The organism is Henriciella sp. (assembly GCF_029936995.1).
GTDB lineage: Bacteria > Pseudomonadota > Alphaproteobacteria > Caulobacterales > Hyphomonadaceae > Henriciella.
The window spans coordinates 125,895-149,102 of sequence record NZ_JAPYRE010000007.1 but is presented as its reverse complement, the minus strand read 5'-3'; the positions used below and the strand labels follow the sequence as shown (position 1 = coordinate 149,102).

At 59.4% G+C, this 23,208-nt stretch carries 19 protein-coding genes, 1 tRNA gene and 1 pseudogene; 16 read left to right on the top strand and 5 right to left on the bottom strand.

The features are described from left to right. Positions 1-20 precede the first annotated feature (20 nt). Entirely contained in the window at positions 21-1,211 is a 1,191-nt protein-coding gene (locus tag Q1K31_RS14825; protein ID WP_300381183.1) for a TetR/AcrR family transcriptional regulator, read from the bottom strand. Positions 1,212-1,505: 294 nt separating this feature from the next. Here Q1K31_RS14825 and Q1K31_RS14820 point away from each other — a divergent pair, with 294 nt between their 5' ends. The 5 genes from Q1K31_RS14820 (at position 1,506) to Q1K31_RS14800 (ending at position 9,289) form a co-directional block, all read left to right on the top strand. Continuing rightward, positions 1,506-4,055, top strand: coding sequence for a TonB-dependent receptor (locus tag Q1K31_RS14820; RefSeq protein WP_300381181.1), 2,550 nt, complete (start codon positions 1,506-1,508; stop codon positions 4,053-4,055). A 27-nt stretch (positions 4,056-4,082) separates the two neighbouring features. After that, positions 4,083-5,201, top strand: coding sequence for a tyrosine-protein phosphatase (locus Q1K31_RS14815; protein WP_300381178.1), 1,119 nt, complete (start codon positions 4,083-4,085; stop codon positions 5,199-5,201). A gap of 426 nt (positions 5,202-5,627) precedes the next feature. Next, positions 5,628-5,712 (top strand) — tRNA-Leu (locus Q1K31_RS14810). A gap of 119 nt (positions 5,713-5,831) precedes the next feature. Continuing rightward, positions 5,832-7,037 carry an integrase arm-type DNA-binding domain-containing protein gene (locus tag Q1K31_RS14805; RefSeq protein WP_300381175.1) on the top strand — a complete coding sequence of 402 codons (1,206 nt, stop codon included), beginning with the start codon at positions 5,832-5,834 and terminating at the stop codon, positions 7,035-7,037. Positions 7,038-7,477: 440 nt separating this feature from the next. Continuing rightward, positions 7,478-9,289 carry an ABC transporter transmembrane domain-containing protein gene (locus Q1K31_RS14800; protein WP_300381172.1) on the top strand — a complete coding sequence of 604 codons (1,812 nt, stop codon included), beginning with the start codon at positions 7,478-7,480 and terminating at the stop codon, positions 9,287-9,289. A 341-nt stretch (positions 9,290-9,630) separates the two neighbouring features. Here Q1K31_RS14800 and Q1K31_RS14795 read toward each other — a convergent pair whose 3' ends face one another. Next, positions 9,631-10,026, bottom strand: coding sequence for a DUF6527 family protein (locus Q1K31_RS14795; RefSeq protein ID WP_300381169.1), 396 nt, complete (start codon positions 10,024-10,026; stop codon positions 9,631-9,633). Then, positions 10,016-11,203 (bottom strand): ThiF family adenylyltransferase, encoded by a 1,188-nt coding sequence (locus tag Q1K31_RS14790; RefSeq protein ID WP_300381166.1) that lies wholly within the window; start codon positions 11,201-11,203, stop codon positions 10,016-10,018. The genes Q1K31_RS14795 and Q1K31_RS14790 overlap by 11 nt, the downstream gene beginning before the upstream one ends. A 37-nt stretch (positions 11,204-11,240) precedes the next feature. On the opposite strand from Q1K31_RS14790, the pseudogene dusA reads away from it, so the two are divergent. Together dusA and Q1K31_RS14780 are read left to right on the top strand one after the other, a co-directional pair. Continuing rightward, positions 11,241-12,077, top strand: a pseudogene (gene dusA, locus Q1K31_RS14785) (tRNA dihydrouridine(20/20a) synthase DusA); the annotation flags it as partial. Further along, complete coding sequence (locus tag Q1K31_RS14780) at positions 12,077-12,901, top strand: sulfite exporter TauE/SafE family protein (protein ID WP_300381164.1); 825 nt, start codon at positions 12,077-12,079, stop codon at positions 12,899-12,901. The pseudogene dusA and the gene Q1K31_RS14780, both read left to right, overlap by 1 nt. Here Q1K31_RS14780 and Q1K31_RS14775 read toward each other — a convergent pair. After that, positions 12,888-13,424, bottom strand: a complete 537-nt coding sequence (locus tag Q1K31_RS14775) for a TIGR02281 family clan AA aspartic protease (protein WP_300381161.1) — start codon at positions 13,422-13,424, stop codon at positions 12,888-12,890. The genes Q1K31_RS14780 and Q1K31_RS14775 overlap by 14 nt on opposite strands. Continuing rightward, positions 13,421-13,633 carry a DUF1289 domain-containing protein gene (locus Q1K31_RS14770; RefSeq protein ID WP_300381158.1) on the bottom strand — a complete coding sequence of 71 codons (213 nt, stop codon included), beginning with the start codon at positions 13,631-13,633 and terminating at the stop codon, positions 13,421-13,423. Before Q1K31_RS14770 ends, Q1K31_RS14775 begins: the two co-directional genes overlap by 4 nt. Before the next feature lie 115 nt (positions 13,634-13,748). On the opposite strand from Q1K31_RS14770, the gene Q1K31_RS14765 reads away from it, so the two are divergent. The 9 genes from Q1K31_RS14765 to Q1K31_RS14725 all read left to right on the top strand — a co-directional run bounded on the left by Q1K31_RS14765 (position 13,749) and on the right by Q1K31_RS14725 (position 23,171). Then, positions 13,749-14,747: a nicotinate-nucleotide--dimethylbenzimidazole phosphoribosyltransferase gene (locus Q1K31_RS14765; RefSeq protein WP_300381155.1), complete on the top strand. Its 999-nt coding sequence runs from the start codon at positions 13,749-13,751 to the stop codon at positions 14,745-14,747. A 126-nt stretch (positions 14,748-14,873) separates the two neighbouring features. Beyond that, on the top strand, positions 14,874-16,070 hold the full coding sequence (locus Q1K31_RS14760; protein ID WP_300381152.1) for an acyl-CoA dehydrogenase family protein: 1,197 nt from the start codon (positions 14,874-14,876) through the stop codon (positions 16,068-16,070). 116 nt (positions 16,071-16,186) lie between these two features. Beyond that, positions 16,187-17,344, top strand: a complete 1,158-nt coding sequence (locus tag Q1K31_RS14755) for an acyl-CoA dehydrogenase family protein (RefSeq protein WP_300381016.1) — start codon at positions 16,187-16,189, stop codon at positions 17,342-17,344. Positions 17,345-17,499: 155 nt separating this feature from the next. Continuing rightward, positions 17,500-18,297 carry a crotonase/enoyl-CoA hydratase family protein gene (locus tag Q1K31_RS14750; protein WP_300381013.1) on the top strand — a complete coding sequence of 266 codons (798 nt, stop codon included), beginning with the start codon at positions 17,500-17,502 and terminating at the stop codon, positions 18,295-18,297. 63 nt (positions 18,298-18,360) lie between these two features. Next, positions 18,361-18,747 (top strand): RidA family protein, encoded by a 387-nt coding sequence (locus Q1K31_RS14745; protein ID WP_300381010.1) that lies wholly within the window; start codon positions 18,361-18,363, stop codon positions 18,745-18,747. Positions 18,748-18,839: 92 nt separating this feature from the next. After that, positions 18,840-19,130, top strand: a complete 291-nt coding sequence (locus tag Q1K31_RS14740) for a putative quinol monooxygenase (RefSeq protein WP_300381008.1) — start codon at positions 18,840-18,842, stop codon at positions 19,128-19,130. Between the two features lie 24 nt (positions 19,131-19,154). Beyond that, positions 19,155-20,591, top strand: a complete 1,437-nt coding sequence (locus tag Q1K31_RS14735; protein WP_300381005.1) for an MFS transporter — start codon at positions 19,155-19,157, stop codon at positions 20,589-20,591. 73 nt (positions 20,592-20,664) lie between these two features. Then, entirely contained in the window at positions 20,665-21,930 is a 1,266-nt protein-coding gene (locus tag Q1K31_RS14730; RefSeq protein WP_300381149.1) for a trypsin-like peptidase domain-containing protein, read from the top strand. Positions 21,931-21,990: 60 nt separating this feature from the next. Further along, positions 21,991-23,171 (top strand): IS3 family transposase gene (locus Q1K31_RS14725; RefSeq protein ID WP_112074356.1). Its coding sequence is split into 2 segments (ribosomal slippage): positions 21,991-22,240 and positions 22,240-23,171, totalling 1,182 coding nucleotides; the frame shifts between segments, so codons are not numbered across the junction. Positions 23,172-23,208: the final 37 nt, after the last annotated feature.

The window sequence follows — 23,208 nt, the reverse complement described above, 5'->3', positions numbered from 1 at the left end:
AATAAAGCAGGGGGGCTATACTATCCGCTTGCCCAGCACGCCAGCAGGAACTTGCGGGACTGAGCTGCCAGCCATGTGTCGCGTTCAGGTCCGGGCAGATGGGCCGACTGTTCAGACAGGCCTGTCATGACAAAACGGAAGAGCTGGCCGTCCAGCCGGTCCACGCTCTCTCGCAGGCCTTCGACGGACCGAAGCAAGGCTGTCGAGGTTTGCCCCGTCATGGCCATCAGCGCGCCGGCAAGAGGGGCGGTCTCGGATTTGCGCGCAGCCGACAGGATGACCTCGTCCATGGCGACGCTTTCCTGCCCGCGCGCGCGGGCGCGGCGAAAAATCTCCGGCAGCACTTCCTGGCTCAGCCTTTCGATGTTGATGCCTTGCGGCAGATCCGCTGAGGAAGCTGTACGCGCCCGGTCATAGATGCGCTCGAAGGCATACAGCATGATCTCGTCAAGCGAGGAGAAGTGATGGGTCATGGATGACAGAGAAATTCCTGTCTGTTCTGCGATCAGCCGATGGGTCAGCGCATCAGGCCCGTGACTGACGAGCAGCCCGGCGGCGGCATCGATGATCCGGTCCGGTGTATCGCTACGTGAAGCGGGTGCATGACGGGGTTGATCGCGCCAGGTTTGTTCCACGGCGGCCCGGGTGTGACTGTCGCCGGCCGGGCTGGGGGGATTTGCGCCAATGCGCTGGCATAACCTTATGATGAAGTCATTCATCCAGCTCAGCAAAAGGGGGTTGCCGTCAGCAAGAAGCCCAATCCGCGTGGCACCGGTCAGAGCAGCCGCAAAAGGTGCGGAGAGCTGAGAGTCAACGCCCAACCGGACAAAGTGGTGTGTCCAGTAGTCGACTGACAGTTGCGGCCAGCCAGCGGCGGCAGGCTTTGCAGCGGGCTCCCGCTCCGCAGCAGTGAAACATATCCACTGCATCAAGCTCGTCTGACGGGTTCGTGTAATCGAGTCGGTGACAGTAGCGAGTGCGATAGAGAGCAGATGCCCCGGTTCCGTTCCAGTGATGTTGAAGGTTTTCTCCCGCATGGCCCAGGCGGTTTCATCAGCCGAGCGCGCTTCGGCGAAGACAGCGCTGAGGAGGCCATCGCGCGAGCCATGCCGGTAGGTTAGAAGAGATGGGCTGATACCTGCTGTATGGGCAAGGTTGCGAAGCGTGAGCCCTTTCAGGCCGTAGGCTTCCACCAGGGGATAGGCGTGCATGAAGAGACTTGTCTCTTTTTCAGTGGAAACTGGATCGCTTCTGGTTTGGTACATATGATCAATATTGTTGTTAAAACTCGTGGTTTAACTTTGAAGAGAATCTTCATTGGCATCAAGGCTTTTCCACGTCAGATCTCACCGATATTCTGTATTAATACACTAGATGGGCTCGGTTTTTGACAATTTTGTTGCGGTGCGTCATCAAACCGACAATTAAAGTTCATCAAAGCTTGTTTTGGTACAGTTGTTTAGTTTTGATACTTGCAGCCTCGTTAACCGAGAGGGGATCGAGGTATGTTCAAACCAGTTTTCAAAACCAGTCTATTGCTTGGCACCGCCATCGCGGTGACTGCCACGGCGCAGGCTCAGGACGTCCGTGAATCGCGCCAGGAAACCGTTTTTGTGACCGCGTCTCCCATACGCGACAGCCAGCAGGCGGCCATCGAGGCCAAGCGCGAGGCCGACAATGTGGTCGATGTGATTTCGGCCGACACGATCGGGCGCTTTCCCGATCAGACGCTAGCCGCCGCTTTGACCCGTGTGCCGGGTCTTGCCGTCGAGAGCGACCAGGGCGATGCGCGCTTCGTCAATTTCCGCGGCGGGCGTTTCCGCTACACCACGATCTCGTTTGACGGGATCGATGTGCTTGGGGCCGATAATGGCCGGATACCGCGCTTCGATTCCATTCCCGCCGTGATCACCAGCGCCGTCGAGGCGAACAAGGCGGTCACGCCGGATACACCCGGCGCGCCTGTGCTGGGTCACATCAACATCAAGACGTTCAGTCCGTTTGACAAAGAGGGCTTTGGTTTTTCAGCGACGGCGGCAGCAGGCAAGCGCGATCTCAATGATGCTGAAACCGAGCGTTATGCCCTGCGCGCGTCCTGGTCGAATGACCGTTTCGGCCTTCTGGCCTTCGGCACACTCGACAAACGCGACCGCAATGTCGACAACCGCGAATTCTCCACGCTTGATACCGATGGCGATGGCACGCTCGACAGTCTGAACAGTCTCGATTACCGTCAGTATGGGGGCTACCGCGAGAACAATTCCTATGGCGGCAAGGCAGAGTACCGCCCGTCTGGCGGGCCTGTCGAACGGGTATTCGGGTCCAGCATTTTCTACCAGTTCGCCGACGAAGAAGAGCGCAATCAATACGTGTTCGATTTCGCCCCGGTCGTTCTTGAGTCCTCGGGGCGCATAGATGGAATTGCCGTCTCCCGCCTGCTGGAACAGGGGCGTTACGAGACGTCGACCTTTACCAATACGCTCGGACTCGATGTCGAAACCGGAGGCTGGCGCGTCACGCCGCGGCTGAACTATACCGAGACGGAGAACCTCGCCCGCATACCGCTTCTCAATGTCGTGGACTTCACGCCCATTTCGGCCGATTACGACATTTCCAATCTCGATGATCCCGTCCTGACGCCGTATGCCCTCGGCACGACGATGCCTGTGGATGTCAACAATCTGGGTGAAAACCTGGGCGTATTCATCAATGTGTACAGCCTGCTTGAAACCGAATCGACAAAGGGGATCTTCGATGTCGAGCGCGAGTTCGCCCGTTTCGACACGGTGTTCAAGGCCGGCCTCAGTTACGACACCCGCGAGGCGGATGGCGGATTTACCCAGGCTGTCACGCCCGGCGTTCCGGTGAATGCGAATGACTTCGCCACGCAGACGCCATGGGACGCTGAACTCACCAATACATTCGGCGGGGTCTACTACCGCAATGAGGCGCTGCGCGCGGCGCTGTTTGACGCGCTCGGTGCGGGTAATCCCGGTTTCTCTCCGGTGCCGGAGTTCTCGCCCGACCAGGTCGTTGGCATAGAGGAAGACATCCTCGCTGGCTATGCGATGGCGACAAGCACGTTCGACTGGGGCAATATCGTCTATGGCTTGCGGGTCGAGGCGACCGATTTCTCGACCACCGGCAACCAGGTCCTCGACGGGGTTTCCACCGATATCGATGCCTCGAACGAGTATACGAACGTCCTGCCGAGCGTTCATGTCAACTGGGACCTCCGGGAAGACGTGAAGCTGCGTCTTTCCGCAACCAGCGGCCTCAGCCGCCCGACCTACACAGAGGCGCGGGCCTCGCAAACGGTTGATCCGACGGTGCCGTCGATCAGTGGTGGCAATCCGGATCTTGAAACCGAGGAATCCTACGGTCTGGATGCCTCACTCGAATGGTATTTCGACGCGGCCAGCATACTGTCGGCGGGCGCCTTCTATCGCACGATCGAGAATGTTATCTATCCGGGCGGTACGGTCATCGACGGCTCGACCATCGCGCCCGGTATCTTCGCGCCCGGCGAAATGGTGCCTTACAACACTTTCCTGAACGGTGAGGCGGGCGAGCTTTCCGGTCTGGAATTCAATCTGATCTATTCGGCGGCGGATTTCCTGCCGGAACCATTCGACGGGTTCGGGGCTTCGGGCAATCTGACTATGCTTGACAGCGAGTTCTTCGCGCCGGAAATCGGCGACAGCGGGGTCAACCGCCCGATACCGGGCACTTCCGACATGATCTACAATGCGTCTGTCTTCTATGAGAAGTTCGGCCTGTCGGCCCGGATCAGCTATCAGTGGCGCGATGCCTGGCTGTCGACCACGGAAAGCGGTCCAAACCTGAATGAATTCTGGGACGAGACCGAGCGTCTCGACGCCAAGATCCAGTACAATCTTCCCTTCGAGTTCCGCGACGCCACGGCCACAGTCTTCCTCGAAGGCAACAACCTGACCAATTTCATGGACCGGCGCTATAACGACACGCCGCGCGCGCTCAACCAGATCGAAGCCTATGGCCGTGCCTACATGGCCGGTTTCAGCATCAATTACTAGCAGCCTTCAAACCGGGAGACCTCAACCATGTCCATTCGTAACTATCTCAGCACGGCCACCATCCTCGCCCTGGCAGGCTACGGGCTCGCAGCCGCCCAGCAGCCGGACACAGCCCCCGCTGAAGGCCTGACAGATGCTTTCGTAAGCCTGGATCAGGCGACAAAAACCTACACGATCGACTGGCCGGAGGCACTCGGCACAGATGTCACCGTGGAGGTTTCCTCGAGCGCCAATATGCAAGCTGGCAAAGGTGAGGTGATTGGCGAAGACCTGGCGGCCAGTGAACTGAGCTGGACGGCGGAAACGCTCGACGAGCGCCACTATTTCACCATCGTGCCGGAAGACGGCGAACCTGTGCGCACCGCGCTTCGCCTGCTGCCGCTGGAAGGCGGCCGTAATTTTCGTGATCTTGGCGGCTATGAGACAAAAGACGGCCGAACCGTTAAATGGGGCAAGATATACCGTTCGGGCGTGATGGATGGCCTGACCGACGGCGATTACGCGTATCTTTCGAGCCTTGGTATCCAGGTCATCTGTGATCTGCGCACGGCGCATGAGCGCGCCGACGAGCCAACCGACTGGCGAGCTGGCGAAGTCGACTATCTGAGTTTTCCCGACCCGGAAAGCAGCGGCGACATGGGATTCAGGGCCGTGTTCGAGAAGCCGGACGCCACACCGCAAATGGTGAGCAAGTCTATGGCTGACGGTTATTCGGATATCGCGCATGAACAGGCTCCGGCCTATCGCGAGATGTTCGACCGGCTGGCGGCAGGCGAGATTCCGCTCGCTTTCAACTGTTCGGCGGGCAAGGATCGTACGGGTGTTGGTGCCGCACTTCTGCTTACCGCGCTCGGTGTGCCGCGTGAAACCGTTGTTGCTGACTACGCGCTGTCGGAGACTTATGTCGATTATATGGAAGAATTCACTGGCAATGAGGACGCGATCGATGAGGACAGTCCGTACGCCTTCCTCGCCAAACTGCCGCCGGAAATGGTTGCGCCGCTCATGCGCTCCAACCCACTCTACATTGAGACCGCTCTGGCCGATCTGGAAGCCGAGTACGGTTCAGTCATGACGTTTCTCAGGCAAGAGGTCGACGTGACGGAGGAAGAACTGGAAGCCATTCGTTCACAGCTCCTGCGTTAAATCATGCTAATGCCCTCGGTCGTTGATCTGATGCGCGCCGGGGCAGCCAACACCAAAACCGGGCATGCATCATCCAGTTCACGGGTATGCCGTGTGCCCGGTTTTGGCTCTGCTTTGGAATGTCGAAGACTTTTTCATGCGCGTGGAAACGACGCCTGCCACGAGAGGGGCGGAACCGGATTGATCGTTCGGGAGTGATATTTGCTGGCAGGATTGCGTATTAGGCGAGCAGCTGAGTATGACAGATTCCGCAATGGCAATCGTGCCATACTAAGGTTGATGCTACGATTCCCTTGCCTGCCACCGGGAATGCTGCTTTCCATTCTGGCCTGCCAGCATCGCGGACAGGGCAGCGGGGCGGGTGCTGGATTTGCCCGTTGACCTTGCGGCTTCGCCGCCGTATCAACCCGCCTTCCGATCCCTGATGCCCAGGTGGCGGAATTGGTAGACGCGCACGGTTCAGGTCCGTGTGTCTCACGACGTGGAGGTTCGAGTCCTCTCCTGGGCACCAGTAAAAAACTATAAAAAAACAAGGTCTTGTTAGATTTTTCCTGCTTGGGGCGGATTTTCGTTGCGGCTTGACCGGTTCTGACGCCACAATTTCCCATCCGCGCTGACGGGAGACGACGGATGGCACGATTGCGTGAGGAGCTGATTGCCGGACTGGCGCCCCGGATGAAGCCTTACAAGTGCGCTGACGGGTGCGGCCTCTATATCTACATCACGCCGAAGGGCTCACGGCTCTGGCGAATGAACTACCGCTTCGAGCATCGTCAGAAGACGCTCTCCTTCGGAGCCTGGCCGATCGTCACACTCGAGCATGCCCGCGGGCTGTGCCTCAAGGCAAAGCGCCTCCTGCACAAGGGGCTCGACCCGGCAGTCGACGCCCGGCCCGGAAGGAAACCTCCCCGGCGCAGGGCTTTGACAGGGACATTCGATACAATTGCGGACGAGTTGCTCGACAAGCGTGAACGCGAGGGGCTCGCCGGGGTAACGCTGCACAAGAAACGCTGGCTGCTCGATTTCGCCCGGCCCGGACTCGGGCACAAACAGATGCGCGACATCCACGCTGCAGACATCCTGGATGTGTTGAAGCAGGTCGAGGCGCGCGGCACATATGAGACGGCAAAGCGTCTCAGGACCACGGTCGGGGAGGTCTTCCGCTACGCGATCGCGACGCTAAGGGCCGATATTGATCCGACGCAGGCCCTGCGCGGCGCCCTGACCCGTCCGCAAGTGCGGCACATGCCGGCATTGACGGAAGAGGCCGGGTTCGCACGCCTCGTGCGGGCTGTCTGGGGTTATGAGGGCAGCGCACGCTCTGTCCCGGCGCTCAAGCTCATGATCCTGCTTTTCCCGCGGCCCGGCGAACTTCGCCTCGCCCGCTGGGAGGAGTTCGACTTCGACCGGTCGGCATGGGAGATCCCGGCCGAGCGCATGAAAATGCGGCGTCCCCACAGGAAGCCTCTCTCCGGGACGGCCGTCAACATCCTGCTCGATATCCGGGCAGGCGGGTGCCGCGAGGGTTTCGTCTTCCCGTCAATGGTCGCGGCGGATCGCCCGATCAGCGAGAACACGATGAACGGTGCCTTGCATCGCCTCGGGTTTGCAAGCGACGTGACCACACCGCACGGGTTCCGGGCAAGCGCTTCGTCCCTGCTCAATGAGAGCGGGCTCTGGAACCCGGATGCGATCGAGGCCGAACTCGCCCATCATGACACGAAGGGTGTCCGCTCGATCTACAACCGGGCCGTCTACTGGAACGAGCGCGCCCGCATGGGTGATTGGTGGGCCGACCGTGTCCTCGCCATGACGAATTACGAAAGTAGAAAATAGCACTCCCATCATTTTGTTGTCACTCGGACCTTCTGCCGGACGCGATCACTCAGGTGCTCGTACCGGAGTAACCAGTGGACCCTGATATAGGAGCAAGCGGTCTTCGGGGAGATATCGGCTGCTGGAGATTGCGAGCGTTTGAGGCGGTGAGCTAATGCGCGTCTCCGAGGAGGTGAGTGACTACACACCTGCCCCCAACTTCTTGATTCGCGTAAGATGCACTCATCATAAAGTGCCAATAATCATATCAGTCGGTATGCCGGGAATGGGAAAGTGCCCAGTCGCGTCACAGATTCAGAACCTCTCATACTCATGGCCGTTGTCGAGCGGGTTCGAAGTGCGTTGCCAGGCTGGCTTCACCCTGGAATTATCCTTCAACCTTTCCGGGAAACTTTCGGCGGGCCGTGCTATCATACTGGCCACTCATAACCGGTATGGCCATGGACAAGGAACACCGACAGATCCGCCGCAAAACGCTGCGGGAAAGCTTCGTGGCTTTCCGCTCTGTTGCCACTCGGCGGGATCTCCTGGCCCTCGCAGCCGCCTTGTTGTGTGTTGTCCTGGCTGCCCTGCTTGCCGCCCTGGCCCCGGTCGCACTGAAGATTCTGATCGACCGCCTTGGAGATGAGGAGCAGGGCGCTTTCGGGGCTGAGCTCTATCTGCCCGCGCTTGCCGTTCTGGGGCTCTATGTCGGGGCGCTGGGGCTGGGGCGGCTGACCGGCGAGGGACGCACTTTCCTGTTCGGCGCGGCCGACCAGTCCATCAGCCGGCGGCTCAGCCGCAAGATGCTTGCGCATGTCCTGGCTCTGCCGATGGGCTATCACCTCAGGCAGACGACGGGGGCGACGCTCCAGATTCTCGAAAACGGCTTGCAGGGCTACAGGTTGCTCTTGCAGCACAGCCTGTTCACGCTTCTGCCGGGGGTTATCGAGATCGCGGTGATCGCCGTCATCCTGGCGGGTTTCTTCGATCCGGTCTTCCTGGCTGTGTTCGCGGTCTGCATCCTCGCCTATGGGATTGTGTTCACCCATGGCGCGCGGCGGGTGCTAGCGGCCAGCCGGAACGTGTCGGCGGCCCGGATTGGCGCGAATGCAGGCCTTGCCGACAATCTCCTGAATGTCGAAGCCATCAAGGCCTATACTGGTGAGCCGCTCGTCACGGGGCGCCATGACCAGCGCCTGGCGGGGGTCCAGCGTGCCTGGCGCGGCTTCTACCGGGCCCGGCTCCTCAACGGGGTTCTGGTCGCGCTGATCTTTTCAGGTGGGCTTGGTGTGACGCTCTGGCTGGCGCTGTCGCAGGTTCAGGCGGGCGCGATGAGCGTCGGAGATTTTGTTCTCGTCAATGCCTATATGATCCAGCTGGTCCAGCCGCTGGAACGGCTGGGGTTCGGGATCCGGGACATCGGGCAGGGGGTGGCCTTTGTCGAGCGCCTGCTGGACTTGCTCGGAGAGGATACGGAACGCGGAAATTCCTCTGGTCGTGACGGGGCCAGCGTCGTCCGTGAGGAAGCCCTGTCTGTGCGGTTCGAGGCGGTGAGCTTTTCCTATGATGGCATGCGCAAGGTGCTGGACGGGGTGAGTTTCGACATTGCGCCGGGGACGTCCACGGCCCTTGCCGGGCCGTCTGGCGGGGGCAAGTCATCCATCCTGCGCCTGCTGATGCGGTTTCATGAACCGGATGCCGGGCAGATCCTGCTGAACGGTGTTCCGCTGGCAGACTATCCGCTGGACGAGTTGAGACGGATGATCGCGGTCATTCCGCAGGACACGACTCTGTTCAACGAGACGCTGGCTTTCAATATCGCCTTTCCGGCAGGCGAGGAAGCGGTGGATGAGGTCGAGTGGGCCGCACGCATGGCACGGCTGGACACGCTGGCGGGCCGGCTGCCGGATGGATATGACACCCTGGTCGGCGAGCGTGGGCTGCATCTTTCAGGTGGTGAGAAGCAGCGGGTCGCCATTGCGCGGGCGCTGCTGAGGCGGCCGGGCCTGCTTCTGGCGGACGAAGCGACCTCTGCGCTCGACACGCGCACCGAGGCCGGGATCGCGGCCAATCTCGCAGGCGCCGCGGCTGGGGTGACATCGATTGTCGTGGCGCACCGTCTGTCGACGATTGCGGGGGCCGATCAGATCCTGGTGCTGGAGGACGGGCGGATTGTCGAGCGGGGGAGGCATGAGGCACTGCTGGCGGCGGGCGACGTGTATGCGGAGATGTGGCGGGGGAGGGAGAAGCACGAGCGTAAGTCGCAGTAATACTATGCGTTATCAGGCGTAATGACTGAGATTGCTGCGCTGATGACAGAAGAATCCCGATTGCAGATATTAGCGAGGTATACAGAAGCGTCGATGAGGGATCCAGTAGGCGCGCTTATATCCACTACTGGGTGCGTTTTAAAACGGGCATAGACAATAGTCGGCTCGGGTCGAGTCCAAGTCCGTCCCAGAACAGGTAATCCGGGATGCACTGACACGTCTGCCAAATTTTTCCGTCGACCTAGGGGGAGTTCAGCAACAATGTTATCAAATGCAGTGTGCGGCGCATTGCAGTTGGCAGAAAGAGTTTTCTATTCGTCGGTCAACCTGAATACGCCAAACTAATTATTAAATAATCTAAGTACTTGCGACCACAATCGCTTGTGCCAAGCTTGGCGTTCAAACGCTTGTTTTTTATTCTTCTTATCCGCTTGTCGAATGCCAGAAATCTGAGAGTTTGGCATGTCGCTCGCCCATTGTATTCGGCCACCTCTAATCCAGTAGTGTGATCGGCAGGGGAAACTCCAGTTTCCGATTGATGGATGTAAGGAGACCGACACACCATCGAATGTCATTCTCCAGTCTGTTGGGCTGAGCGGCGCGACGACTTCCAACCCGCAGCCGCATTGGCACAAATGGACAGCTGTCGCGAACTCAAGAGATACATAGAGTATGTCGCGCTCAATGCGGTTGGGTATAGCTTCCACAAATTGGTGCTGGATGGTCTTATGCTTCATGAAAATGACTGTTCGTTATGATATTTCCGTCGATGGTGAAGTTGGACTGATGCTCGTGCTCTAGGTCTACGTAGAAGCCAACTAGCTTCTTCCAGCGCATGACCGCCAACGCTGCGTTTAACGCATTGAGATCGGCAATTTGAATGTTTTGGCGATAAGCGTCATCCGCGTCGTTGCCGCTCAGATTTACGCATTTTTCAAAATGAGATCTTTGTTGCGGGGAACTTGTCGTTGTCCGAACCACCCCAAAAAGCGCTTCATCGACAATGCTAATACCCATACCCACATCGATGAAAGCAACGCCGTCGGCGTCAAGTTTATCAGCTATCGCACCCTTCACCTGACCTTTATCTACAGCCACAAAAACAAAATCCATCCCCTCGAGGAGCGATATATTTTCTTTGGTCAAATAGGTCGCGTGTGGCACGATCCCGTTGCGCAGCGCGCCGTATGCTTCAGCTAGATAGTCGACTTTTTTCTGGCGCCTTCGAAGTTGTTCAATCGATGCAGCGCCTGGCGCCCGAAAAGCATTGTGTTGCATGAACTCATCACCGTCGATGAGATGTATTTCACCGACCGGCGTCTTGGCCACCAAATCGAGGATGTAAGATCCCGTTCCCCCAAGGCCCACAATCGCGACCTTTGAGAATTTGAGCGTATCACTGATGGCTGAAATGCCAGCTCGGCTTGACGCGGAATCGATATATTTAAACGGAGTGTCGTCATCCGCCGCTTCGGTTACCGCGAAAGTCTGTGCAGTGACTGCTGGATCAATGACTTCGGCCGGTCCCGAGATCATTCCGACATACGTTGTCACTTTGTCATAGTAGTTAGCGTACTTGCCAGTCTCAGTTGGTTTGCAAGAGAAGCTCAAATTGGTCACGAGCCCGTCCCCGACATTTGTCCGGCCTTGCCCATTGACGATTCCTTTCAAGGGGTGTCCGTTCTTGTCACAAGGATGATCGCCGGAAAACTTCATAACATGAGTGCTTGGGGGAGCAGTCTGGTTTCCAGAAAGGGCCAAGGTGGAAACGAGCGTTCCACGCTTGATAGACTTATCGTGTGCCACATATGGCACATTGCTGACCACAAGATGCCCCGCCACAACTGACAGCTCATAGCCGTCGTCGAAAAGGGCCTGCAGATCCGGACTACGACTTATCAGTTGCTGTGACATTGAAGATCATATCCTTTTTGACCTTCACGGATTCGCCTTCAGCGCGGACGAGCATCCGGTTGTCCTGCAGCTTGGTGGCTCCGATCCGCAGAAGATGGCCGAGGCCAGCCGGATTGCCGAAGAGTTCGGTTATGACGAGGTCAACATCAATTGCGGCTGCCCGTCCGACAGGGTGCAGTCCGGACGGTTTGGGGCCTGCCTCATGCAGGAGCCCGATACGGTTGCTGCCTGCGTCGCGGCGATGCGCGCTGCGGTCTCCATTCCCGTCACCGTGAAATGCCGTGTCGCCATCGATGAAGACCCGCCCCGTGAGACGCTTTTCGGCTTTGTCGACAGGGTGGCCGATGCAGGCTGTGACGTGTTCACCGTACATGCGCGCAAAGCCTGGCTTTCGGGCTTGAGCCCGAAGGAGAACCGGGACATTCCTCCGCTGGACTATGGCCTTGTCGCAGATCTGAAGGCCAGGCGCCCAGACCTCACGATCATTCTCAATGGTGGTATCAGGACGCTGGAAGAGGCCGAAGCCCATATGAAGACATTCGATGGTGTCATGCTTGGCCGAGCCGCCTACCAGACACCGGGCCTGCTGACGTGCGCCGATCACCTGATCGAAACGGGCAAGGGCGACGACACGGTTGATATGTCCACTTGTCTCGCCGCGCTTGAGACCTACCGGCCCTATATGGCCGGGCAACTTGAAGCGGGTGTAAAATTGTCATCCATGACGCGTCACATGCTGGGGCTTTTCTCCGGTCAGCCCGGCGCGCGTGCCTGGCGACGGACCCTCTCTGAAAAGGCGGTCAGATCCGGCGCGGGCCTTGAAGTGCTTGATGAAGCGCTATCGCATGTCACCCGTGAAAGCGTCCCGGCCTGATGGCGGAATTTGTTTCCCAGTATGGCGTCCTGATTGTTTCGCTTGTTTTGGCTGGCATGACCGCCGGACTGGCAGCCGGGCTCTTCGGAATTGGCGGCGGCGCCATTATCGTTCCTGTGCTCTATTTCCTGTTCACCGCACTCGGATACGGCGAAACGGCCATGCACGTCGCGGTGGCAACCTCGCTTGCCACAATCATTCTGACGTCCATGCGTTCCGTCATGGCGCATAACCGACGTGGGGCGGTGGACTGGGCGATTATCCGCGGCTGGGCGCCGTGGATCATGCTCGGCGCTATCCTCGGCCAGCTCATTGCAGGCTTTGTGTCCAAGGACGCGTTGACTTTCTTCTTCGGGGCCATGCTGCTTATCCTCGCCATGCAGCTCTATTTCGGCCGCCCGACCTGGAAACTGGCCGACGACCTGCCCAAAGGGACGCCGCGGATCGGGCTTGGCGGCGTGCTCGGTGCACTTTCGGCCATTATGGGGATTGGCGGGGGTACGTTCGGGGTCAGCCTGATGACGGTGTGTGGCCGCCCGATCCATCAGGCTGTGGCGACAGCGGCCGGATTTGGCGTGGCGATCGGCTTTCCCGGCGCGATGATGGCGGTCGCCAACGGCATCGGCAAGGAAGGTCTGCCGCCTTTCTCGATTGGCCACGTTAACGCGCCAGCCTTTCTGCTCATCTCGACCTTCACCGTCACGATGGCCCCGCTCGGCGCGGCGCTTGCGCACAAGCTGGATGCGGCGCTCCTGAGGAAGCTGTTCGGCATCCTTCTGGTCGTCGTGTCGGCGCGGATGATCTGGAAGACTATTGCTGGATGATCAGCCGGTCGCCGCGGAACTCGTAGGAGTAAAGCTCACGCAGGAAGCTCATGCCGAGAAGGGACTGGGTGAGATCCTCGCGCAGGACCATGGCGCTCACATCCCTGATATGGACCTGGTTGATCTTGATTGATTCGATCACGACGCTTGCACCATAGGTCACACCGCCGGCTGTGCGGATTTCCCATTTATAGTCCAGCGCTTCGGGATCGAAGCCCATCTTGCGGGCGTCTTCCTGCGTCAGAGCGACTGTGCTTGCCCCCGTATCGACCATGAAGTCCACACTGGCTTTACTATTGACCAGTGTGCGTGCCCAGTAATGTCCGTCATCACGGATCGACAGAACGGCCTGGCGTGGCCGGGATTCTTTCTCGCCTGCGGGCGTGGCAGTGTTGACCGTTTCGCCAGATGTGGCCGCGGTATCGTCCTTTGACGCCTCATCCAGTTTTGGTGCGACGAAGACAGCCACGGCACCCGCCACCGCACAGGCGCTGAGCAGCATGGAGCCGATGCGCACACTCATGCCTCAGGCCCGAGCTTGCCGAGTGCTTTCAACCTGTCCATGCGCTGATCCAGCTCCTGCATGACAGCCCGGCGTTCAGCATCGCTCAAGCCGGACCAGCCGCCAATTTCCTTTAGTGTGCGGGCGCAGCCGAGACATAGTCCTGTCTGCCCGTCCACGGCGCAAACCTGGCGGCAGGGGGTCTCGATGGCTTTAGGGCGTACCTGCATACTGTCCTGCATAGAAGCTGAATATGGTATTGATAGGAAAAAATCACGAATCTTTCATTGACTTCAATTGGTGTTTCAGGCGCTTTGCGCCAATTCTGACGTGTGAGGTAGGCCCGTGAGCGACGCAGCATCTTCTGCAACGCCATTCGATGATGTCCGCGATCTGGCAATGCGCCATCTCGAACCTAATGAAGCCCCGTCCCGGTCGGTGCGCGAAGCACTACTCGAGATGGGGCGCGACGGTGATTTTGGCCGTCTCGGAGAGGCTGCCGAATGGCTGGCCAGCTGGCAGGGGCGTTACCCTCCGCGTATCGAGAATGCGACGCTTGCCCTGTTTGCTGGCGCGCATGGTATTGTCGGGGACAAGATCTCGCTCTCCAGTGATGCAAGCACAAAATCCCGGGTCGATTCGCTGCGCGGTGGCAAGGCCCCGCTTTCGGCGATCGCCACACAGGTCGGTGCCAATATCCGCATTTTCGAAATGGCCCTCGACCAGCCGACAGCCGATTTTACCGAGGCCCCCGCGATGAGTGAGCGCGAATGTGCTGCGACAATCGCTTATGGCTTCGAGGCGCTGGAGGGCCAGCCGGATGTTCTTGCGCTTGGTGTCCTTGGCGCCGGGATAGGCACTTCGGCGGCCGCGGTGGCCTGTGCGCTATATGGTGGCACACCTGACTATTGGGTGCGCCCCGGCCCGCATACGCCAAAGGATGTCAGTACGGCGCGTACTGAACTGGTCAATATGGCCCTGAGGAAGCATCGCGGTCATCTCGACGATCCACTGGAGGCGCTGCGTTGTCTCGGGGGGAGGGAACTTGCCGCCTGTGTCGGGGCGATCCTGGCGGCGCGCATCCAGTCTGTTCCTGTAGTTCTGGATGGATTTGCGACAACGATTGCCGCCGGGATTGTACATGCTCTCAATCCGGAAGCCGTGGCGCATGTTCTGCCGGGACACGTCACCAAGCGTCCGGCGCATGAGGCCGCACTTGAGCGCATCGGTATGCGCCCGCTCCTGCCATTTGAATTCAACACAGGCGGAGGTATGGGATCGGCTGCTGCCGTCGGCGTTCTGCAGACCGCCTGTGCGCCATTCCTCGGCCAGCCTTCAAGCTGATACCCTGCCGCTTCGCGGCGGGGTGCGACACAGCTTACGTTGACGTGCGCGTCAACTTGCTTTCGCTGCATCATGCAGGCACAAGGGCGGCAACAGACCAAAAAAGACAATCGTGAGGATCAAGCCATGAATCTGGAATTCACCCCGGAGGAAATCGAGTTTCGCAAGGAGGTCCGGGCCTTCATCGAGGAAAACTATCCTGAGCGCCTGCGCGGCGTTGGCCTGCGTGAGGACCTGAGCCGGGATGACATGCTCGCCTGGCACCGGATCCTCGGCGAAAAGGGCTGGTCTGTGCCATCCTGGCCGGAAGAGTATGGCGGTACGGACTGGACGCCGACCCAGAAATATATCTGGTCGGAAGAGAATGCCCGCATGGACACGATCATGCCGCTGCCTTTCGGTGCCTCGATGGTCGGTCCGGTGATCTACACTTTCGGCTCCGAGGAGATGAAGGCCAGGCACCTGCCGGGTATCCGCGAAGGTAAGGTGTGGTGGTGCCAGGGCTATTCAGAGCCGGGTGCCGGTTCTGACCTCGCCTCGCTGAAAACAACTGCCGTACGTGATGGTGACCACTATGTCATCAATGGCCAGAAGACCTGGACGACACTGGCCCAGCACGCCGACTGGGGCTTCTTCCTCTGCCGCACGGACCCGAACGCGTCCAAGCCACAGGAAGGCATTTCCTTCATCCTCGCCGACATGAATACGCCCGGCATTGAAGTAAAACCGATCAAAACGATTGATGGCGGTGTCGAGGTCAACGAAACCTGGCTGACCGATGTCCGCGTGCCGGTCGAGAATCTTGTCGGCGAAGAGAACAAGGGCTGGACCTACGCCAAGTTCCTGCTTGCGCATGAACGCTCCGGCATTGCTGGCGTGGCCCGCTCCAAGCGCGGCGTCGAGCGGCTGCGCAACATTGCCTCGACAGAACTGCTTGAAGGCAAGCCGCTGATCCAGGATGACGATTTCATCCGCAAGATCGGCCAGCTTGAAATCGACCTCACAGCGCTTGAGTTCACTGAGCTGCGCACGCTCGCCGGCGAGGCCCAAGGCAAGGGTCCGGGGCCGGAAAGCTCCATTCTCAAGGTCAAGGGCACCGAGATCCAGCAGCGCCTGACAGAGCTGACACTGGAAGCTGTTGGCCATTACGGCCACCCGTATTTCCGCGGCTTTCCGGAAGACGGCTCGAACGAGTTCCCGATCGGACCGGATTACGCTCACCAGGCGGCCCCGAGCTATTTCAACATGCGCAAGACGTCGATCTATGGCGGCTCCAACGAAATCCAGCGCAACATCATCACCAAGATGATCCTCGGGCTCTAGGGCGCGCCGGAAACAGGTACGAAAACGACAATGAGGCGGCGGCATAGCGCTGCCGCTTCATTCGAGGACACAGCGAAACAATAAGGATGAACCCGGACGGCCGGGGAGGGAAACACATGGATTTCAATTTTTCAGAAGAACAGACAATGATCCGCGACAGTCTCGCGAGGCTGCTGCGCGATCAGTACGATTTCGAGACCCGCCGCAAGGTCGCCGAGAGCGATACAGGCTGGCGCCCGGAGATGTGGCAGCAATTCGCAGAACTCGGGCTTCTCGGCGCGGCCTTCTCCGAGGATGATGGCGGTCTTGGCGGCAACGCGATCGACTCCATGATCATCATGGAAGAGTTCGGCAAGGCGCTCGTTGTTGAACCCTATGTGCCAACCGTGGTCTGCGCTGGTGGTTTTCTCAAACACGCAGGCACGGCCGCCCAGAAGGAAGAACATCTCACCGCGATCATCGGCGGGGAAAGCGTCTTCGCCTTCGCCTATGCCGAGCCGCGCGGGCGCTACGACCTGCACGACCTCGAGACCACTGCCAGGAAAGATGGCGGCGGCTATGTCCTCAACGGCCACAAGGCAGTTGTCATCGGCGCACCATGGGCAAGCCACCTGATCGTGACGGCCCGCACATCCGGTGAACGCCGCGACAGGGATGGCATCTCGGTCTTCATCGTCGAGAAGGGCGCAGACGGCATCACCACACGCGATTACCCAACCGTGGACGGGCGCCGGGCTTCGGAAGTCTATTTCGAGAATGTGTCTGTGCCTGCCGACGCGATGATCGGAGAGGAGGGCAAGGCCCTGCCGCTGATCGAGCGTGTCGTTGATGAAGCCACAGCCGCTGTCTGTGCCGAGGCCACCGGCGCGATGGGCGTCGCTCAGACCATGACCGTGGAATATTCCCGCCAGCGCAAGCAGTTCGGCGTCGCCATCGGCAAGTTCCAGGTGCTCCAGCACCGCATGGTCGACATGTTCATGGAGCATGAGCAGTCCATCTCCATGACCTACATGGCCACCCTCAAGCTCGATGAAGACGATGTGGCCCGCAAGAAAGCTGTCTCCGGTGCCAAGGTGCGCATCGGCCAGGGCGGGCGTTTCGTCGGTCAGGAAGCCGTCCAGATTCATGGTGGCATGGGCATGACGGATGAGCTGGCCATCGGCCATTATTTCAAGCGCCTGACCATGATCGACAGCGAATTCGGCAATGTCGACTATCATATGCGCCGCTACACCGCGCTCAGTGGCGAAGGCCAGAAGGTCGCCGCCGAGTAGGGACCAGCTCTACAAGACGTATACCGAAAGCCCCGTCCTGCCCGCGTGCAGGATGGGGCTTTTAACTTTACGCGCTGGTCTCGACAGGCCAGTGCTCACCCTGTCATAGACATCGTCAGATCATTCACGAAACATCTTATCGGGAGCGCCCATCCATGTCCGTCATCAAACTTGAGAAATCCGGCCCCATCGCCACGCTGACGCTGACGCGTCCGGAGATGATGAACGCGCTCGGCCAGGAAGGCGATGGCACGGAAGTCGCCGCCGCCTGCGCTGAGATCGAGGCCGATCCGCAGATCCGCGTCGCCATCCTGACCGGCGAAGGCAAGGCGTTCTCGGCGGGTGGCGATGTGAAGGCGATGCGTGACAAGACGGGCGCTTTCGGCGGCAGCCCGAACGAGGTGCGCAATGGATATCGCCGCAACATCCATCTGGCGGTAAAGTCGCTCTACAATCTCGAAACCCCGCTGATTGCGGCGGTCAATGGTGCGGCCATCGGGCTTGGCTGTGATGTTGCCTGCATGGCGGATGTGCGCCTTGCTGCCGAGAAGGCGAAGTTCGGCGTGACCTTCCTCAAGCTCGGCCTCATTCCCGGCGATGGCGGGGCCTGGCTCCTGCCGCGCATTGTCGGCAATTCCCGCGCCGCCCAGCTTCTCTTCACAGGCGATGTCATCGACGCGGAAACAGCGAAGGAGTGGGGGCTCGTCTCCGATGTGCATTCCGGCGATACCCTGATGGAAGAAGCCAATGCGCTCGCCGGCCGCATGGCCGCCCAGCCGCCGCAGGCGCTGCGCCTCGCCAAGACCCTCCTGCGCCACGGCCAGAGCGCGTCCTATGAAACCATGATGGAATTCTCCGCCGCCTCGCAGGCGCTGATGCACGAAACCGAGGATCACATGGAAGGCGTCAATGCTATCCTCGAAAAGCGCACGGCGACATTTGAAGGGAAATAGCCTGTCCGGCGTGGCGGGAATCGCGGATAAATGGCGGGTCTTCTTTGCCTGGAAGGATCTGTCATGCCCTCGCACCGCCGCCTCATCTCGACCGGCTCTCCCTTCGAGGAGGAGATCGGTTATTCGCGGGCCGTGGTTCAGGGCGACTGGTGTTTTGTCGCCGGGGTCACCGGATATGACTATGCCACAATGTCCATGCCGGAAGATCCGGCCGCCCAGGCCGGGGTCTGCTTCGCCACAATCGGCTCTGTCCTGTCTGATGCCGGATTCCGGATGGAGGATATTGTGCGCGTCCAGTACACCGTCACGGATGCGGGCCTGCTGGATACGCTGAAACCGGTCCTCGGACACCATCTTGGTAATATCCGCCCCGCGGCGACCATGGTTGTGGCCGGCCTGATCGCGCCGGAAATGAAAATCGAGATCGAGGTCACAGCTTTCCGGGGATAATCCGCTCATCCGCCGCGACGTAAAGCCTTGTACAATGAATGTAGCTGGTTATTGTCATATTGATAAAGATATAAAGCATTGCGGAGGAATTCATGATCGGAGTTGTCGCCAAACTCACAATCGCCGAGGGCAAGAACGCGGAGTTCGAAGACATCGGCAAAGATCTGATGGCCAAGGTCAAGGCGAATGAGCCGGGCACGCTGACCTATCAGCTCTACAAGTCCAAATCCGATCCGCAGGTCTATATCTTCATGGAGCAGTACTCCAGCGAAGACGCGCTGAAAGCGCATGGTCAGACCGATTACTTCAAGGCGGCAGGGGCAAAGCTCGGCGCCTGTCTCGCCGGGCGCCCCGAGATCGAGCAGTACGACATCGTCGAATAGACCCCTGACGGAAAGCCGAATCTGATGTCCGAACCGCGTAAAGCCGGCTTTGGTACGAAGCTCGCTTATGGCGTTGGCGCTGCCGCCAGCGGCATCAAGGCCAACGGGTTCGACTATTTTGTCCTGATCTTCTACTCGCAGGTGCTCGGAGTGTCGGCACCGCTTGTCGGCCTGGCGTTGATGATCGCGCTGGTTTTCGACGCCTTTTCCGATCCACTTGTTGGCTACTGGTCGGACAATGTGAAGACACGCTGGGGGCGGCGGCATCCGTTCATGTATGTGGCCGCCGTGCCGGTCGCGCTTGCCTATTACTTCGTCTGGAATCCTCCTCAAGCGCTCACTGGCAATGAACTTTTCCCCTATCTCGTTGTCATTTCCATTCTGGTGCGCACGCTGATCACGCTTTACGAGGTGCCCAGCTCGGCTCTGGCGGCAGAATTGACCGACGATTATGACGAGCGCACCTCCTATCTTTCCTACAGGTATTTCTTTGCCTGGATGGGGGGGATTTTCGTGGCGTTTTTCGCCCTTCGCTATCTGTTGACCGCGACCGAGGCCGATCCGAGCGGCTTTTTCAATGTCGAGGGCTATAATACCTACGGTTTGCTGGCGGCGTGCATGATTGGCGGCGCCATACTTATCAGCGCACTCGGCACGCACTCACACATCCCGCATCTCAAACCTTCGCCGCCCCCGCGCAAGATGACGCCGCTGACGATCATGCGCGAAATTGCAGAGACGGTCGCTTCGCGTTCTTTCGCCGCACTGTTTGTCGCGGCTTTCTTTGGTTTCCTCGCCAGCGGGATTGCATCTTCGCTGAACTACTACATCAACGGTTTTTTCTGGGAATTCACCACAGATCAGACCTCGCTGCTGACCTTTTCGGTCTTCCTCTCGGCTTTCATGGCGCTTTTCATCTCGCCAATCGTGTCGAAAACGATCGGCAAGAAGAAGGGAGCGATCATCGTCGGGGCGATCGCCTTCACGATGACCCCGGCACCAGTGTTTCTACGCCTGATAGGCGTCATGCCCGATAATGGCACCGATCTGCTTTTCGGCATTATAATCGTCACCAGCATTATCGATACGGCCCTGATCATCACGACACAGACGCTGATGGCCTCCATGATTGCCGATATCGTGGAAGAAAGTGAAGTGCGGACAGGCCGGCGCTCGGAAGGTATTTTCTTCGCCGGAATCAGCTTTATCCGGAAACTGGTTTCCGGGGTGGGGATCATGATGGCCACGTTCATCCTGACCCTGGCAAGCTTTCCCGATAGCGCCCAGCCCGGCCAGGTATCGGATGAAGCCGTATTCCGTCTCGGGGCCTGGTATGCGCCATGCCTGTTCTTCATCTGGGTGGCAATGATCTGTTCACTCATGTTCTATCGCATCAATCGTGATGTTCATGCCGAAAACCTGGAGACGCTGAGGTCACGTGCTGCCCCGGAAGCTGACTGAATTGTCATCGCCTGCCCGATTGCACTCATGAGCGCGCCGCAATAGAGCCATTTTCATGATGCAAACCAACACCATGACCCGACATGTTTCCAAGCTTCTCCTGCTGAGCCTGCTTGCCGTACTTGCCTTGCTGGCCGTGGTGTTCAGCCCACTCTTTCCGGCTGGCGGTGCTGATGCCCAGGACAAGGTCTCGCCAGAGGAGGCGAGCAGTTTCTTCACCCCAGATAAACGTGTGCCGCAGAGCCGCGCCGAGCTTGAGCTTTCCTATGCTCCGCTCGTCAAACAGGTCTCGCCAGCCGTGGTGAACGTCTATTCCAAGAAGGTGGTGCGCCAGAGCGCGTCCCCTTTCGCGAATGACCCGGTCTTCCGGCAGTTTTTCGGTACTCCCCGTGAACGGGTTCAGAATTCGCTCGGCTCCGGTGTCATCGTTTCCGATGACGGCGTGATCGTGACCAACAGCCATGTCGTGAAAGATGCCGATGAGTTGCTTGTGGTGCTGTCAGACCGGCGGGAATACGCAGCCGAACTGATCCTCTCCGATGAGCGCACAGACCTTGCCGTCTTACGTATAGATACCGAGGGCGAACCCCTGCCGACGGTTAATTACGCCGATACGCGCGATACCGAAGTCGGTGACATTGTGCTGGCTATCGGCAACCCGTTCGGTGTTGGCCAGACGGTGACGACAGGCATCATCTCCGCGACCGCGCGTACCGATGTGGGCGTGTCGGACTATTCCTTCTTCCTGCAGACCGATGCGGCCGTGAACCCCGGTAATTCCGGCGGTGCGCTAATCAATACGCGCGCCGAGCTGGTCGGCGTAAACACGGCCATATTCTCGCGCTCGGGCGGGTCCAACGGGATTGGTTTTGCCATTCCGGCCGAGATGGTCCAGCGCGTGGTCGATGCGGCTGTGAATGAGGGCCGTATCGTTCGGCCCTGGCTTGGCCTGAAGGCCCAGTCTGTGACCTATGACATCGCGAAGTCCCAGGGGCTCGACCGGCCTGTCGGCGTCATGGTCAGCGAAGTCTTCGACGATGGCCCGGCAGACAAGGCCGGCCTGTCGCGTGGCGACCTGATCACCGAGATCGACGGGCGCGAAGTGTTTGACGAGACCGGTCTGAAATTCCTCGCCGCGACCCGGTCGCCGGGCGAGAATTCGGAGCTGAAGGTCCTGCGCGGCGGTGACGCAGAAATCATCAAGGTCACGCTCGCCCCGCCACCTGGCGCAACCAAGGCGGAGCTGGAAGTTCTGGATGGGCGCCATCCTTTCTCCGGGGCCGAGGTCGCCGAACTCTCACCGCGTCTGGCCGAGGAAATGGGGCGTGACCCATTTTGACCCAGCCCCGTAAATTCCGGCCATGAATTTGCAGAGTCCTCGACACGAAGAGGATGACAAATGCGCAAATCACGATTTTCCGAAGAACAGATCATTGGGATGATCCGGGAGCACGAGGCTGGCGTGAAGACAGCCGATATCTGCCGCAAGTACGGCATCTCGGATGCGACCTTCTACAAGTACAAGGCGAAGTTCGGCGGCATGACGGTGTCGGACGCCCGGCGGCTGAAGACGCTGGAGGAGGAGAACTCGAAGCTGAAGCGCCTCCTGGCCGATGCAATGCTGGACAATGCCGCCCTGAAGGACCTGGCGACAAAAAACTTCTGACGCCCGACGCCAAACGGAAGGCCGTGCACCACGTGATGGAAGTGCATGGCCTGTCGGAGCGTCGGGCCTGCCGGCTGGCCGATCTCGATCGGTCCACCTTCCAGTATGAAAAACGCGATGGCGGTGACGAGAAGTTGCGCCAGAGGCTACGGGAGCTGGCCGGTGAACGCCGCCGGTTCGGCTATCGCAGGCTCGGCATCCTGCTGGACCGCGAGGGCCTCAGCGCCAATCACAAGAAGATCTACCGGATCTATGCCGAGGAGGGACTGGCCGTGAAACGACGACGTGGGCGAAAGCGGGCGACAGGCACACGTTCACCCATGCTCCTGCCGGAACAGGCGAATGAGCGATGGAGCCTGGACTTCGTATCGGACGCTCTCAGCGATGGCCGCCGGTTCCGCACGCTCTGCGTGGTCGACGACTTCACCCGGGAAGCCCTGGCCGTGGTCGTCGATGTCTCCCTGTCCGGCGTGCGGGTCGCCAGGGAACTGTCCAGGCTCATCACCCGGCGGGGTGCTCCGAAGATGATCGTCTCCGACAATGGCACGGAGCTGACCAGTCATGCGATCCTGAAATGGGTGCGCGAGGCCGGCATTGAGTGGCACTACATCGCGCCGGGAAAGCCGACACAGAACGCCTTCGTCGAGAGCTTCAACGGCCGGCTGCGCGACGAGTGCCTGAACGAGCATCTCTTCGACAGTCTCGGTGACGCCCGGCGCATCATCGAAGCCTGGCGGATAGACTACAACACGGTCCGGCCACACACATCACTCGGCGGCCTCAGCCCCGTAACCTACGAACGGCGGCTGCGCCGCCGAAGGCCCGGCTCGCTTGAGCCGCGGGGAAGCTCCACTCCCCGGGCCTTGACCACGCCATCAACAACAGAAAGAAAGGCGAACAGACTCTCCGAATGAACGGCCCGGATCACGGGGCTGGGTCAAGTCTATTAGC

Excerpts from the sequence above, each read along its gene's own strand:
- Q1K31_RS14780 (WP_300381164.1), top strand. The coding sequence starts at position 12,077 with ATGGCGGAATTTGTTTCCCAGTATGGCGTCCTGATTGTTTCGCTTGTT.
- Q1K31_RS14795 (WP_300381169.1), bottom strand. The coding sequence starts at position 10,026 with ATGAAGCATAAGACCATCCAGCACCAATTTGTGGAAGCTATACCCAAC.
- Q1K31_RS14790 (WP_300381166.1), bottom strand. The coding sequence starts at position 11,203 with ATGTCACAGCAACTGATAAGTCGTAGTCCGGATCTGCAGGCCCTTTTC.
- Q1K31_RS14750 (WP_300381013.1), top strand. The coding sequence starts at position 17,500 with ATGTCCGTCATCAAACTTGAGAAATCCGGCCCCATCGCCACGCTGACG.
- Q1K31_RS14755 (WP_300381016.1), top strand. The coding sequence starts at position 16,187 with ATGGATTTCAATTTTTCAGAAGAACAGACAATGATCCGCGACAGTCTC.
- Q1K31_RS14820 (WP_300381181.1), top strand. The coding sequence starts at position 1,506 with ATGTTCAAACCAGTTTTCAAAACCAGTCTATTGCTTGGCACCGCCATC.
- Q1K31_RS14770 (WP_300381158.1), bottom strand. The coding sequence starts at position 13,633 with ATGCAGGTACGCCCTAAAGCCATCGAGACCCCCTGCCGCCAGGTTTGC.
- Q1K31_RS14745 (WP_300381010.1), top strand. The coding sequence starts at position 18,361 with ATGCCCTCGCACCGCCGCCTCATCTCGACCGGCTCTCCCTTCGAGGAG.
- Q1K31_RS14740 (WP_300381008.1), top strand. The coding sequence starts at position 18,840 with ATGATCGGAGTTGTCGCCAAACTCACAATCGCCGAGGGCAAGAACGCG.
- Q1K31_RS14800 (WP_300381172.1), top strand. The coding sequence starts at position 7,478 with ATGGACAAGGAACACCGACAGATCCGCCGCAAAACGCTGCGGGAAAGC.
- Q1K31_RS14775 (WP_300381161.1), bottom strand. The coding sequence starts at position 13,424 with ATGAGTGTGCGCATCGGCTCCATGCTGCTCAGCGCCTGTGCGGTGGCG.
- Q1K31_RS14805 (WP_300381175.1), top strand. The coding sequence starts at position 5,832 with ATGGCACGATTGCGTGAGGAGCTGATTGCCGGACTGGCGCCCCGGATG.
- Q1K31_RS14760 (WP_300381152.1), top strand. The coding sequence starts at position 14,874 with ATGAATCTGGAATTCACCCCGGAGGAAATCGAGTTTCGCAAGGAGGTC.
- Q1K31_RS14825 (WP_300381183.1), bottom strand. The coding sequence starts at position 1,211 with ATGCACGCCTATCCCCTGGTGGAAGCCTACGGCCTGAAAGGGCTCACG.
- Q1K31_RS14815 (WP_300381178.1), top strand. The coding sequence starts at position 4,083 with ATGTCCATTCGTAACTATCTCAGCACGGCCACCATCCTCGCCCTGGCA.
- Q1K31_RS14730 (WP_300381149.1), top strand. The coding sequence starts at position 20,665 with ATGACCCGACATGTTTCCAAGCTTCTCCTGCTGAGCCTGCTTGCCGTA.
- Q1K31_RS14735 (WP_300381005.1), top strand. The coding sequence starts at position 19,155 with ATGTCCGAACCGCGTAAAGCCGGCTTTGGTACGAAGCTCGCTTATGGC.